Annotated in this window: 13 protein-coding genes and 1 pseudogene; 7 read left to right on the top strand and 7 right to left on the bottom strand. The window is 61.7% G+C overall.

Going from position 1 to position 12,647, the window contains the following annotated elements; translation table 11 throughout:
• Window positions 1-39 precede the first annotated feature (39 nt).
• Together QM797_RS15525 and QM797_RS15520 are read right to left on the bottom strand one after the other, a co-directional pair.
• Entirely contained in the window at window positions 40-450 is a 411-nt protein-coding gene (locus QM797_RS15525; protein ID WP_283276537.1) for a nuclear transport factor 2 family protein, read from the bottom strand.
• Between the two features lie 9 nt (window positions 451-459).
• Window positions 460-1,581, bottom strand: a complete 1,122-nt coding sequence (locus tag QM797_RS15520) for an NDMA-dependent alcohol dehydrogenase (RefSeq protein WP_283276536.1) — start codon at window positions 1,579-1,581, stop codon at window positions 460-462.
• Window positions 1,582-1,731: 150 nt separating this feature from the next.
• Between QM797_RS15520 and QM797_RS15515 the strand changes: the two genes are divergently transcribed.
• Window positions 1,732-2,145, top strand: coding sequence for an acyl-CoA thioesterase (locus QM797_RS15515; protein WP_283276727.1), 414 nt, complete (start codon window positions 1,732-1,734; stop codon window positions 2,143-2,145).
• Window positions 2,142-3,398, top strand: a complete 1,257-nt coding sequence (locus QM797_RS15510; RefSeq protein ID WP_283276535.1) for an MFS transporter — start codon at window positions 2,142-2,144, stop codon at window positions 3,396-3,398. Before QM797_RS15515 ends, QM797_RS15510 begins: the two co-directional genes overlap by 4 nt.
• A 12-nt stretch (window positions 3,399-3,410) precedes the next feature.
• Here QM797_RS15510 and QM797_RS15505 read toward each other — a convergent pair whose 3' ends face one another.
• A complete protein-coding gene (locus QM797_RS15505; RefSeq protein ID WP_283276534.1) occupies window positions 3,411-3,995 on the bottom strand; it encodes a nuclear transport factor 2 family protein in 585 nt (194 codons plus the stop codon).
• Window positions 3,996-4,103: 108 nt separating this feature from the next.
• Here QM797_RS15505 and QM797_RS15500 point away from each other — a divergent pair, with 108 nt between their 5' ends.
• Window positions 4,104-5,255: an ABC transporter substrate-binding protein gene (locus QM797_RS15500; protein ID WP_283276533.1), complete on the top strand. Its 1,152-nt coding sequence runs from the start codon at window positions 4,104-4,106 to the stop codon at window positions 5,253-5,255.
• Here QM797_RS15500 and QM797_RS15495 read toward each other — a convergent pair whose 3' ends face one another.
• On the bottom strand, window positions 5,256-6,020 hold the full coding sequence (locus tag QM797_RS15495; RefSeq protein ID WP_283276532.1) for an enoyl-CoA hydratase/isomerase family protein: 765 nt from the start codon (window positions 6,018-6,020) through the stop codon (window positions 5,256-5,258). It abuts the gene before it with no gap.
• A 165-nt stretch (window positions 6,021-6,185) separates the two neighbouring features.
• Between QM797_RS15495 and QM797_RS15490 the strand changes: the two genes are divergently transcribed.
• Window positions 6,186-6,923: a FadR/GntR family transcriptional regulator gene (locus QM797_RS15490; RefSeq protein ID WP_008713202.1), complete on the top strand. Its 738-nt coding sequence runs from the start codon at window positions 6,186-6,188 to the stop codon at window positions 6,921-6,923.
• A gap of 67 nt (window positions 6,924-6,990) precedes the next feature.
• Here QM797_RS15490 and QM797_RS15485 read toward each other — a convergent pair whose 3' ends face one another.
• Entirely contained in the window at window positions 6,991-7,182 is a 192-nt protein-coding gene (locus tag QM797_RS15485; RefSeq protein WP_042938387.1) for a ferredoxin, read from the bottom strand.
• A 173-nt stretch (window positions 7,183-7,355) separates the two neighbouring features.
• Between QM797_RS15485 and QM797_RS15480 the strand changes: the two genes are divergently transcribed.
• Genes QM797_RS15480 through QM797_RS15470 form a run of 3 tightly spaced genes read left to right on the top strand, consistent with a single transcriptional unit; the run spans window position 7,356 to window position 11,271 of the window.
• Window positions 7,356-8,633, top strand: coding sequence for a cytochrome P450 (locus QM797_RS15480; protein WP_283276531.1), 1,278 nt, complete (start codon window positions 7,356-7,358; stop codon window positions 8,631-8,633).
• Window positions 8,633-9,793: an NAD(P)/FAD-dependent oxidoreductase gene (locus QM797_RS15475; protein ID WP_283276530.1), complete on the top strand. Its 1,161-nt coding sequence runs from the start codon at window positions 8,633-8,635 to the stop codon at window positions 9,791-9,793. The genes QM797_RS15480 and QM797_RS15475 overlap by 1 nt, the downstream gene beginning before the upstream one ends.
• A 14-nt stretch (window positions 9,794-9,807) precedes the next feature.
• Window positions 9,808-11,271, top strand: coding sequence for an aldehyde dehydrogenase (locus tag QM797_RS15470; RefSeq protein ID WP_283276529.1), 1,464 nt, complete (start codon window positions 9,808-9,810; stop codon window positions 11,269-11,271).
• Window positions 11,272-11,324: 53 nt separating this feature from the next.
• On the opposite strand, the gene QM797_RS15465 is transcribed toward QM797_RS15470, so the two are convergent.
• Both QM797_RS15465 and QM797_RS15460 read right to left on the bottom strand, forming a co-directional pair.
• Window positions 11,325-12,209 (bottom strand): SMP-30/gluconolactonase/LRE family protein, encoded by an 885-nt coding sequence (locus QM797_RS15465; protein ID WP_283276528.1) that lies wholly within the window; start codon window positions 12,207-12,209, stop codon window positions 11,325-11,327.
• Window positions 12,210-12,261: 52 nt separating this feature from the next.
• Window positions 12,262-12,647: pseudogene (locus tag QM797_RS15460) on the bottom strand (pyridine nucleotide-disulfide oxidoreductase); the annotation flags it as partial.

Below are 12,647 nucleotides of genomic sequence, written 5' to 3'. Positions count from 1 at the left end.
GCTGAGTATCAGCACACACGCACGTACGTCTGCTTGTTGTCAGGCCTCGAAACCGTCCATCTGTGGCGGCGTTAGAGGTGAGATCACACGGGAGGAAATCTTCCAACCGTCTTCGGTCAAAACATACGTATCCTCGTTCAGTGCAATGGCTTTGAACGCGGCACCACCCTTCGTGCTGCCCTCGGAGAAGACGTAATTGGTTCCGTGAGCTGTGGTGTCCGAATCGGCGTGCACGATGTGGTTGGTGATGATGTGAAATTGGTTCTCGATCTGCTCCGCATCGCGCTCGAAGAAGTCGAGTATCTGCTCGTGTCCCTCGTAGCGTGCCAAGCCCACCGGAGTTGCGTCCCATACGGCGTCTGCGGCGAACGCACTCAACGCGAGTTTCGGATCGAACTTGTCCAACCCGAGCGCGTAGGTGTGCGTTGCGGCGATGATGTCTTCTCGCATGCCATTCTCCTACTCGTCGTACATGATGACGCCGCGGATGTTCTTGCCGTCGCGCATGTCCTTGATGGCCTCGTTGATCTGCTCGAGCTTGTAGGTCTTGGTGACCAACTCGTCGAGCATGAACTCGCCGCGGCGGTACATGTCCGCGATCAACGGGATGTCGCGTCGCGCCGTCGTGGTGCCGTACAGCGTGCCCTGCAACCGCTTTCCCGACATCGCGAAGGTGAACAGGTCGAACGGGACGTCGCGCTGCGTGACGGGCGCTGCCGACGTGAGGACCAGAGTGCCGCCGCGTCGGGTCATTTCCTGGGCGGGGTTGAGAAGGTGCCCGTAGGCGATGTCGACGGTGATGATGACCTTGTCTGCGCCCTGACCGTTGGTGAGGCTGTCGACCAGTTCCTTGGCCTGGTCCAGGTTCTCGACGGAATGCGTCGCTCCGAACAGCTTGGCCTGGTCGCGCTTGTACTCGACGGGATCGACAGTGATGATTGTTTTCGCGCCTTTGTGACGTGCGCCCTGGACGGCGTTCATGCCGACGCCGCCGGTGCCGATGATCACCACGGTTTCACCGAGGGTGACCTCGGCGGCATATACCGACGAACCCCAGCCGGTGGGCACACCGCAGCCGATGAGCGCGGCCTTGTCCAGCGGAATGTCCTTGCCGATCTTGACGCACGAGTCGATGTTGGCGACGAGGTAGGGCGAGAACGTGCCGAGGAAGGAGAAGGGTCCGACGCCTTGACCGCGGGCGTGAACGCGGTGGGTGCCGTCGGGAGCGAAGCCGGCGAGAACGCCTGCACCCATCTCGCACATGTTGGAACGGCCGACGGTGCACATCTGACAATGCCCGCACGAGGGAAGGAACGAGAGTACGACATGGTCGCCCACCTCGAAGCCGGTCACATCGGGCCCGAGTTCCTCGATGACTCCTGCCCCCTCGTGGCCACCGATGATGGGAGCCCAGTCGAGCGGGATATCGCCGGTGTCGACGTGATCGTCGCTGTGGCAGATGCCCGACGCTGCGAGTTTGATGCGGACCTCGCGGCTCTTGGGTGGATCGATCTCGATTTCTTCGACGCTCCAGCCCGAGCGTGTGCCCGGTTCCCAGATCAAGGCTCCGATGGTCTTCATTGATGCTCCTTCTTCGAGGCGAACGCTGTTGTGCACGTGCGCTGTTGAATTGATGCGCATTGTTTGATGTGACTGCAGTCACCATAACCATGATAATGATTAGTGTAAAGAGTGGAATGCTGGACAATGAGTGCAGAGAGAGGTGCGAAGATGGTCGACCATCCGACTAGCCAGACGTTCACGCTCGCCTACGGAGACTGCGATGCGATCGGCATTTCGTATTTCGCGATGAACTATCCGTGGATGGAACGCACGTACAGCGTGTGGCTGCACACCTATGGTCTGGACAGTCACACGATGATGGAGACGGTCGGGGTTGGCACCGTCGGGTTCGCGTCGGAATGCAGCTATCTGACCTCCTGTCGGGTGTTCGACGAGATCGTGTGCGGTATGGAACTCGAACACCTGGGCACCACCTCTTACGTCATCGGATTCCCGTTCACACGCGGCGACGAGCGCGTTGCCTACGGCAAGATCAAGTACGCGGTGCGCGGCCACGACGGGCTCAAGGCCCCGATCCCCGATGTCCTTCGCGCGGCTCTCGAGTCCCTCGACCGTCCGTGACGTCCACGGCGCAGCCCGTCGGTGCCCGCAGGAAGCGAGTGCTGGGGGCAGCGGCGGCGGGTGCGTTCGCTTCGCTGGTCGTGGGGTCGAACGTGCCGGGCCCGCTGCTACCGCTCTATGCCGATCGGATGTCGTTGTCGACGTTCGCCGTGTCGGCCCTGTTCGCCGTGTACCTCGTCGCACTGGTGATCACGTTCACGGTGATGGCCCGTACGCGGTTGACTCGGTATGCGTGGGCGCTGTTGCCTGCTGCGATGCTCGGGGGCGTCGTAGCGGATCTGTCGCTGCTCGCCGGGGGCGAGAGCGTCATGTTTCTGTTTCTGGGTCGTTTTCTGACGGGCACCTGTGTCGGTGTGGCGACCGGTGCCACCGCCACCATTGTCGTCGCAGCCCGTGGCGAGAAGGGGCGGACCATCGCGTCTTCCGGGGCCATTTTCGGATCCTTCGTCGGTTTGATTCTGGGAGCTGTAGTGGCCGAATATCTTCCAGGGCCGACCACCACTGTCTACCTCGTTCACATGACTCTGCTCACGGTGGTGGCGGTAGTCCTGGTGATCGCGCTCTACTCGGCTCGCGAGACTTTGCGAGTCGCGTTGCACGAGCCGGTGGTCGGCGGCACCCCGGAGTCGGAACCTCCCGTCGAACGGAGGGCGCGTGCCGCCGGATATGGAATCGGGTTGGCAGGCTGGGCAATCGGCGGCATAGCCGTCGGGATTCTGCCGACAGCGGTACGTGAGCAGACGGGCAGCGATTCGCTGGTCGTCGGGGCTCTCGCACCAGTTGTGCTGCTGTCGATCGCATGGTTGTCACCGTTCGTTTTCGCAGCACTCCAGACTGCGCTTCGCCCCGTGCAGTCGCTGGCTCTGATCGGTCTCGGAGCCGTTCTCTGCGCAATGGGAGTGGTGCTGGCGAGTCTGCCGTTGGTCATTGCCGGGTGTGTGTGTTGGGGCCTTGGTCAGGGCTTCGCCTACGCCTGCGGTTTGCGTATTCTCACCCGCGGTTTGTCGGCAGTCGAACAAGGGCGCACCGCCTCGCGGTTCGCGTCGTTCTGCTACGGGCTCACTGCTGTGCTCGCGCTCGGGACAGGCGCGGTGTCGACGGCGTGGGGTACTGGGGCAGGGATGACCGTTGCAGGTGTCGTATTCGTGGCGCTGTGCACCACGGTCGCCATACTCGGGCGTGACCGCTGGGATGTGCCGAAAGCTGCGGAAAGCCCTGTCTCGCAGACTGTTGCAGCGCCGGGGGCCGTGTAGGCGAGGTTACGACTATGGGGTCCCGCCGGGAGTCGGAATCGGGAAGTAGCGAGCCAACCAACTGCCGTCGCCGTCGTGCAGGGCGTCAGGCCAATCAGCGGATCGATGATCGCCGTATGCGCGCATGCTTTTCGAGTCGCCCAGGCCAGCTTCGTATTCTCCGACGGGGAGGTAGTACATGTACGACATGAGACGATCTTCGAATTGCCAGATGCCGTCGTACCGGCGGTAGATATCTCGATAGCGTAGGGCGGCAACCATCGGAACCGAATTGCGAACGAGTTCGGCGTGCCCCCCGAGCGAGCCGTACGCGAGATCGGGATCACGGTCGTCGAATCGAACGATGTGGCCGTGGGTGAAGTGATGGGTCGGTCCGAGGGAGTCGAACCGGCGCTGGAACGTCTCGACGATTTCTTCGCGACCCTCGGCCGTGAAGACCCCGTCGATGGACCGCATCGTTGCTGTCTCGGAGAAGATCGCACGGATCCCGTCGAGGTTTCGCTCGTCCATGACGAGGCAGTAGACGATGGGAAGTTCCTGGATGGCCGAACGCGATTCGATCCGGTCGAGGCGCGCGGCTATCTCGACAGCATTCAATTCTGTTGCCTCCCTGCGATTTCACGGAAATCAGGACATTGCCTACCTGAACCCGCATCATGGTGGTGACCAGTCTATGCGCATCATTATGAGTAAATGAGGTTTCGGATGAGAATGCTACGGGTTCCGGTGGGGATCGTCGCGCTGGTATCGACCGTCGCGGGGTGCAGCGGAGGGGGCGAGGGAGCGACGGCGTCGGGCGAGATGCCCTCGGCGATCACGCTCTTCTCGGTCACCGACAAGACCGGGCCGTTGTCGTATGCGGGAACGAGTCAACTCGAGGGCATCGAACTCGCCATTGCGGAGATCAATGACCAGAAATACCTGGGTGATTCGACCGTTGTGCTCGAAAGCCGCGACGCCGCGGGCGAAGCGCAGACTGCAGCCAGTCAGGTCACCGAGGCAACCGTGAACCCGCAGGTTGCAGCAATTCTCGGCACTGTAACCAGTTCGCAGTCGATCGCCGTTGCGCCACTCGCTCAGGCCGCCAAGATTCCGATTGTCTTCACTCAGTCCGGCAGTGAGGGCGTTCTGGTGGGTGAATACACCTATCGAGCAACCGCTCCCATGGCCACCTATTACGAACAAGCCGGCGAATACTTGCAGAGTGAGGGCGTGAAGACGCTCGGAATTCTCTACAACAGCGCGAACCCGACGTTGACCGAACTGTCCGAACGAACGATCCCCGGGATGGCCGATCGGTTCGGCTACGCGGTGACTTCGGCGTCCGGGGTTCAGAACACCACACAGGACTTCACGGCCCCGATCGGCAAAATTCTCGACGGGAACCCCGATGGAATCGCGATCATGATGAACGGTGCCCAGAATGCAACTGCCGTCGCGCAGCTCAGGCAGGCCGGCTTCGACGGCACTCTCGTCACGCATACGGGTTCTGGAGCAGGCAACCTCACGCCTGCAGGCCCGGCGGGTGCCGGCATGACCTGGCCGACGGATTTCACCTACCACGGTACGAATCCCGCGACGCAAGAATTCGTCGAGGCCTATCGCGCGAAATACGAAGGCGACAACCCGAACAACTATGCAGCCGAGGGATACGACGCAGCCTGGATGATTGCCCACGCCATCGACAAGTCGGGCGGCGCGTCACGTGATGACATTCAGAACGGACTTCAACAGTTGGTTGCCGAAGGTTTCACCGGTGCTGAAGGAGATGTTACCTTCGACGGCAACGACATGCGCGTCAAAGGTGCTCTCGTGCAATGGAACGGCACCGAAGAGGTGCTGCTGTCGGAGAAGTGATCACTGAGGATCGGGGAAGACGGCTCTTCTTTTTTCGAGGAAGGCCGTCGCACCCTCGATCATGTCCGGGCTGCCCACCGCCTGATTCAACATACCGAGTCCCGACGAGAACGAGTCCCGCGCGGCGTTCCACCACAGGTTCGAACTCGTCTTGGTGATCTCGAGGTATCGCGGGCTGAGCGCGGAGATCTCGTCGCACCACGACTGCACCGTCTCTTCGAGCTTGTCGTCGTCGACAACCTCGTTGATCAGACCGAGATCCAAGGCCTGTTGAGCCGAATATCGACGGCACAGCATGGCCATTTCCTTGGCTCGCTTCTCCCCGATCTGCACGCCCATTACATTGGTGGCTCCCGTGACCGGTGCGCTGCCGACTCTCGGGCCGGTTTGTCCGAACGTGGCGGATCGCGCTGCGACGGCAAGATCGCATGCCACGACCAGCTCGTTTCCTCCACCTGCCGCTGCCCCGTTGACGGCAGCGATGACGGGCCGGGGGCAATTGCGGATGGAGTCGAACAACCTCAGCGAGCCGCGATAGAGCCGGCGCATCTCCTTCGGTGACGGCTCGCTGAGCTTGGCCAACGACCCGCCCGCGCAGAAACTGCCCTCTGATCCGGTGATCACGACAGATCGGTACGCCGATGCGTCGTCGAGTGCATCGGCTACTGCCGCAGACATCTCGGGATCGAACGCGTTCCGTCGTTCAGGCCTGTTGAGCCTGATCCACAGGGTCGCCGGTGTACTTTCGATGATTACGTCGGGCATGGGATTTCCTTCTCGTGAGACGTCGGGTTGAAAAAATGTCCAGAGGGGATATCGAATTCGGCAGTTGAGCTCAGCTCAGACTCTATTGTTATAATCATTCGCCTCGATATTCGAGGGGATTGCGGACCGCAGGACGAGTCCGTGTTCAGCTGGGAGGACTGCACCATGACCGTGACGAATCGTGCCCCGAAGGCGGCGATGGTGATCGCGCAGCAGATTATCCGTGACACCTTGCGGCAAGGCCTCACTGTCGGCAACCTTCTCCCTCCGGAGAAGGCGATGCTGGAGAAGTATCAGATCGGCCGCGGCACGCTCCGCGAAGCGCTTCGACTTCTCGAATTTCAGGGTGTCATCGCGCTCAAGCCGGGCCCCAAGGGCGGCCCGGTCCTGCTCGATCCCGATGCCCAGCATCTGGCGAGCACGGTCATCCTCCTGATGCAGCTCAAGAATGCGCCGTTCAAAGCGATCGCCGAGGCTCGTGTTGCGATGGAGCCGATGATCAGCAGGCTTGCTGCCGAGCGGATCTCCGACGAATCCCTCGTCGAACTGAACGGCACTATCGAGACGATGCGTGGTTCCCTGGACGACCAGTACATCTTCCTCGAGGCGAACAAGCAGTTCCACGACATCATCGCCTGGTCCTCGGGCAACCCGCTGTTCGGGTATTTGGTCGACTCGCTGCTGGGCATCATGGACGGCACGATTATCGGCATCGACTACCCGGCACCGCGTCGCGCTGCGATCCTGACTGCGCATCAATCGATCTACGACTCTCTCCTCGTACGCGATCCCGAACTTTCGCAGGAGCGGATGGCGCAGCACATCAACGAGTACGTGCGTTACGCCGAGCGAAAATTTCCGGGCGTGATGAGCTCGGTCATTCAGTGGGACCGCGCGCTGTAGCTACTCCGCGCGTGAGTGGAAATGCGACCCCTGATGCGCATTTCCACTCACGAGCGGCGGAGCCGCGCTACTCGACCGAAATCGCGCGCTCCGGGCAGCTGTCCGCGCCTGCTCTGGCCTCGCCGAGATGGTTCGGCTCTTGTCCCTCGGGCAGCACATACGCGTGCCCGTCCTCATCACGCAAGGCGAAGACCTGGGGCGATGTCATCTGGCACAGTCCGTGGCCCTGGCACTGGTTCGCGTCGACCGATACGTTCACGATTCCTCCTTCGGAAACTGTTCGAGGCTCTGCTCGATTCTGGCCACCTCAGTGACCACGTACCTATGTTGCCATTGTTGTGATGTTGACAACAGGTGAATCTAGTATAACCATTATCAGGACATCGCTCGAAATGGTTGCGCCAGATTTCGCCTGTAGGAGGACTGAAAGACATGACGGAAAGCGGCCGTTGCCCGGTCATTCACTTCGACCACAACTCACAGGAACACTCCGCGGACCCCGTCGGCTCCTATCGGAAGCTCAGAAACGCCGAGAAGCGAGGCTGGTCCGAAGCGCACGGCGGATACTGGGTGCTCTCCGATTACGACGCAGTCTTCGATGCATCTCGTGACGACGACACGTTTTCCTCGGCGCGCAACGAGTACGGCGGAGAGGGCTTGTCGGTCGTCATTCCCAAGACTCCCATGCACTTTCACATCCCGATCGAGCTCGATCCGCCGGAGTTCCGTAAGTATCGGAAGATCGTCAACCCGATCACCTCGCCTGCAGCTGTCGAGAAGATGAAAGATCTCGTCGAGCATCACACCACGGCCTTCATCGACAGTGTGATCGAAGCGGGGGAGTGCGACTTCACTTCGGTGATCGGCGTACCTGCGATCGTCACCGTCGACTGGCTCGGGCTCGGTATCGAGGACTGGAAGACGTACGCCGCCGCGCACCATGAGGCTCTCGCGGGTGTACCCGGGACCCCCCATTACGAGCATGCGATGAAGGTCGACTTCCCCTATCTGTCGGCCAAGATGCGCTCGGTCATCGCGGATCGGCGCGAGAACCCCACCGACGACGTCATCAGTTACCTCGTCCAGCAGGAGGTAGACGGGCGAGTACTCGACGACTTCGAGGTGTTCGCGATGGTGGAACTGCTGGTTGCGGGCGGAACGGGCACTACCGCATCTCTGGTCAGCCAGACCCTGGTGTGGTTGGCCGATCACACCGATGTCCGTCAGCGGTTGATCGATGATCCGTCACTGATGGACCACGCGGTCGAAGAATTCCTGCGTTTCTTCTCGCCGACTCAGGCTCTCGCTCGAACCGTCACCGACGATGTGGAGTTCAAGGGATGCCCGATGAAGAAGGGCGACCGAGTGTTGCTGTCCTGGGCGTCGGCTAACCGCGACGAAGCGCTGTTCGAGAACCCGGATGACATCGATATCGACCGATGGCCCAACCGGCACACTGCATTCGGAATAGGAGTGCACCGATGCTCCGGTTCGCACCTCGGTCGACTGATGGCGAAATCGCTGCTGTCTCAAATTCTCGAGCGCATGCCCGACTACACGATCGAGCGAGACAAGCTCGAGCGCTACCCGCACCAGGGGACCAACATGGGCTGGCAGCGGATCCCCGCCCACTTCACTCCGGGGAAGAAAATCCTCGCCGACGGTGAAGCACTCGCTGCGTCCACCGCCCCCGCAGCGCCGATGTACTGATGAGCACAATTGTCGTGGTCGGGGGCGGACTCGCCGGTGCGCGCACGTGCGAAACGTTGCGAACACACGGGTTCGACGGAGAGATCGTTCTTCTCGCCGCCGAAGCGCACCTTCCCTACGACCGGCCCCCGCTCACCAAAGCTGCATTGAAAGGTGAGCTGAACACCCAGCTTCGCACCGACTACGAAGCTCTGCGGGTCGACATCCGAACATCAACTCCTGCAACGGGTCTCGATACCGAAGCCAAACAGGTGCACACCGCGGGAGGGTCGGTCGACTACGACTTCCTCGTCATCGCAACCGGAGCAGCACCGATCCTGCTCCCAGGCTCGACGCGGCAGCTCGCCGTACGGACCGTCGACGACTCCCGTGCGTTGCGCGACTGCCTCGTACCCGGTGCGAAAGTGGTTCTCGTCGGTGCCAGTTGGATCGGGGCCGAGGTCGCGACGGCCGCCCTCGCGGCAGGTGCCCAGGTGACGTGCGTCGAATTCGGACCGGCTCCGCTGGCCGGTGCCCTGGGCGAGGACATCGGTGGCCGATTTCTCGACTGGTGGTCGGGGGTAGACCTGCGTCTCGGCGTCGGGGTGAAGAAGGTCACCGACACCGGGGTCGAATTGAGCTCAGGCGAAAACATCGATGCCGATGTCGTCGTCGCGGGAATCGGCGTCAAACCGGACACTGCCTGGCTCGAAGGTTCGGGGCTGAAGATCGACCGCGGTGTGGTCGTCGATGAGCACTTACGCACGTCCGATCCGCATGTGTTCGCCGTCGGCGACGTCGCCGTTCGATGGTCACCTCGTGCCAATGATCAGCTGCTGGTGGAACATTGGGACGATGCCAGAATGGGGCCCGACGCCATCGCGCGTACGTTGGTGGGAGACGCACCCGTAGCGCACGATCCAGTGCCATATTTCTGGAGCGATCAATTCGGGCACAAGCTTCAGTACGTCGGCCACCACGGAGCAGAGGATCACCCCGTGATCAGGAATGGCGACGACGGTAAGTGGGCCGTCGCCTGGCTCGATGGAACAGGGCTTCTGACAGCTCATTTGAGCATCGACACCCCGAAGCTGATGATCGGGGCGCGTGCTGCTATTGCCGGCGGCCTGCGGCCGGATCTCGTTGCTCTGCAGGACATTACTCAACCGCTCACCCAATAGAGGAGACGCACAAGATGACCGCTACAGTTCCTACCGCAACGACATTGAAGAGCTACGACAAGTTGTTCATCGGAGGTAAGTGGGTCGAGCCGTCTTCCGACAAGGTGATCGAGGTGGTCTCGCCCATTACCGAAGAGCTTCTCGCGACCGTTCCGGACGCGCAGCCCGCCGACATCGACAGAGCGGTTGCCGCTGCACGTAAAGCGTTCGACGAGGGTCCCTGGCCCCGCATGACGGCCGCTGAGCGGGCACCCTACTTGATTCGTATTCAGGAGGAGGTGGAGAAGCGTTTCGACGCGATGACCGAAGCCTTTACCGCTGAGATCGGTGCTCCCGCAGGCGCAAGCGTCGCGTTCCACAACAACGCACTGAAGATGTGGGGTGACGCATCGACTCTGCACGAGCGCTTCGAGTTCGAGGAGCAGCGCACCTGGGCCGAGGGTCACGGCACGCTCGTCCGCGAGCCCATCGGCGTTGTCGCGACAATCATTCCGTGGAACGGCCCTGTTGCCACCGCGTCGCTGAAGATTGCCCCGGCGCTTGCTGCGGGATGCACAGTCGTCCTCAAGCCTGCGCCCGAAGGGCCGGTCAGCACCATGATTCTCGCCGAAGCGCTGGAGGCCGCGGGGCTGCCCGAGGGCGTTATCAGTCTGCTGCCCGGTGGACGTGAGACGGGCGAACATCTGGTGCGGCACAAGGACGTCGACAAGATATCTTTCACCGGATCGACCCTTGCCGGCCGCAAGATCATGAGTATCTGCGGTGAGCGAATTGCCCGGGTCACTCTCGAGCTCGGCGGAAAGTCGGCAGGCATCATTGCCGACGACATCGCGCTCGACAAGGTGTTTCCGGCTCTCGCATTCGCGGGTATCGGTCACAGCGGTCAGGTGTGCGCCGCGATCACTCGTATCGTCGTCCCGCGTCACCGACAGGACGAGATCGTCGAGACGATCAAGTCGATCTTCGAATCTGTTCCGGTCGGCGATCCTCGTGAAGAAGGCACTGTCATCGGACCCTTGGCTGCCGAGCGCCAGCGCACCCGCGTTCTCGATTACATCGAGGTCGGTAAGGCCGAAGGTGCTCGTCTGGTCACAGGAGGCGGCCGACCTGCCGGACTGGACAAGGGGTGGTACGTCGAACCGACGCTGTTCGCAGATGTCACCAATGACATGCGGATCGCTCAGGAAGAGATCTTCGGCCCGGTAGTAGTGGTGATCCCGTTCGACACCATCGACGAGGCCGTCGCGATCGCCAACGATTCCGATTACGGACTGTCGGGAGCTGTTTACGCGGACGATGAAGCGCTGGCCGAGAGCATGGCCCGACGCATCAGGACCGGCCAGATCTCGGTGAACAGTTGGGACATGTGCGTGACGCAGCCGTTCGGCGGTTACAAGCAGTCCGGGCTCGGCCGCGAAGGAAACGTCGAGGGCTTGAGTTCGTTCCTCGAGACCAAATTGATCCAGTTCGCCAACTAGCTGTAGACGTACGAAGGGCCCCTTTCGTGAGGGGCCCTTTCTGCGGTCTGGGTCTACCCGGGAATGTCGACGCGCACCGACAGCAGACTCGCATCGCGAGTGCTTTCCCGGGCATGCTCGGATGACGACGGTGCGGCGCACGCGAACAGTGTGCGTCCGTCCTGGCCACCGAGCATGCATGCAAAAACGCCTGTGGGAAAGGCTCTTTCGTCGACGATCTCGCCGCCTTCGACGACCCGGATCAGGCGCTGATGAAGTGCATCAGCCACCCAGATGGCTCCTTCGGAGTCCAGGCCGATGCCGTCGGGTGCAACCTGGGCTGCGCTCATCGCGTCCTTGACCGAGCTGCGAGGTACCTCGGGTCCGAAGGCCGCCCAGGTGCGCCGATTGCTCAGTGATCCGTCTTCTGCGATGTCGAATGCTGTCATGCGGTTGCCCATCGATTCGGCAACTACCAACCTACGGTCCTTCGTGACTACGGAACCGTTGGGAAACAACAGATCTCCGGCCGCAATGTCGGCATTGCCGTTCGGGGCAACGTGGATCAATACGGCCGACTCGACGTACGAGCGACTACGGAACTCGAAGCCGAAAGTGCTGATGTAAGCGTGGCCGCGATCGTCGACGACCATGTCGTTGAGCTTCCCGGTCGCAAGCGCCGAGCCATCGGCGTGGGTGACGAGGGTGCCGTCCGGTTCGCGTCTGACGATCAGCCCATCGGTCATCGACACGACGAGGAGGCGGCCGTCGGGCAGCCAACCGAGGCCTGACGGCCGTCCGGGAACAGTTGCTTCTACGCGGACGTCACCGTCATCGCCTATCGAAAGTACCTCGTGGGCATACAGGTCCGATACCCAGATCCGTCCGTCGTGCCAGCGTGGGCATTCGAGGAAAGCACGGTCGGTGACGACTGTGGTGATGTCGCTGGTGCTGGTCATTGCGGAGTCCTTTTCGTTTGTATCTCTATGTTGTCTTCTGCGACTGAGTCGCCTATTCCTGGGATGCTGCGACCATGTCCTCACGCTCGACGACCTTCACGCGCTCGCGGCCTTCGGGTTCGCCGAGTGAGCGTTCGTGTGCGTCGAGGCGGTACCAGCCGTCCCAGGTGGTGAAGGGGACCTGATTGCTTTCGAGGAACGAGGTGACGGCGTCGAGATCGGGCTCGGCTGCACCGGTGAAGTTCGGTGTGTCTTCGAGCAGGTTCGCGACGGTTTCGTTGGCGTCGCCTTTGGTGTGTCCGATGAGGCCGACGGGTCCGCGTTTGATCCAGCCCGTGACGTACGTGGCCGGAACCGGAGTGGTCGAGTGCGGTGACTCGACAACGCGTCCGGCCTCGTTGGGGATGGTGCCTGCCTGTTCGTCGAAGGGGAGGGCGC

Source organism: Rhodococcus sp. IEGM 1381, from assembly GCF_030056795.1.
Lineage (GTDB): Bacteria > Actinomycetota > Actinomycetes > Mycobacteriales > Mycobacteriaceae > Rhodococcoides.
Note: the sequence above shows the minus strand (reverse complement) of the source record. Positions and strands in the feature narration are given on the sequence as shown.

Coding starts and splice junctions, on each gene's coding strand:
- QM797_RS15525 (WP_283276537.1), bottom strand. CDS start 450: ATGCGAGAAGACATCATCGCCGCAACGCACACCTACGCGCTCGGGTTG.
- QM797_RS15520 (WP_283276536.1), bottom strand. CDS start 1,581: ATGAAGACCATCGGAGCCTTGATCTGGGAACCGGGCACACGCTCGGGC.
- QM797_RS15515 (WP_283276727.1), top strand. CDS start 1,732: ATGGTCGACCATCCGACTAGCCAGACGTTCACGCTCGCCTACGGAGAC.
- QM797_RS15500 (WP_283276533.1), top strand. CDS start 4,104: ATGAGAATGCTACGGGTTCCGGTGGGGATCGTCGCGCTGGTATCGACC.
- QM797_RS15495 (WP_283276532.1), bottom strand. CDS start 6,020: ATGCCCGACGTAATCATCGAAAGTACACCGGCGACCCTGTGGATCAGG.
- QM797_RS15490 (WP_008713202.1), top strand. CDS start 6,186: ATGACCGTGACGAATCGTGCCCCGAAGGCGGCGATGGTGATCGCGCAG.
- QM797_RS15480 (WP_283276531.1), top strand. CDS start 7,356: ATGACGGAAAGCGGCCGTTGCCCGGTCATTCACTTCGACCACAACTCA.
- QM797_RS15475 (WP_283276530.1), top strand. CDS start 8,633: ATGAGCACAATTGTCGTGGTCGGGGGCGGACTCGCCGGTGCGCGCACG.
- QM797_RS15470 (WP_283276529.1), top strand. CDS start 9,808: ATGACCGCTACAGTTCCTACCGCAACGACATTGAAGAGCTACGACAAG.
- QM797_RS15465 (WP_283276528.1), bottom strand. CDS start 12,209: ATGACCAGCACCAGCGACATCACCACAGTCGTCACCGACCGTGCTTTC.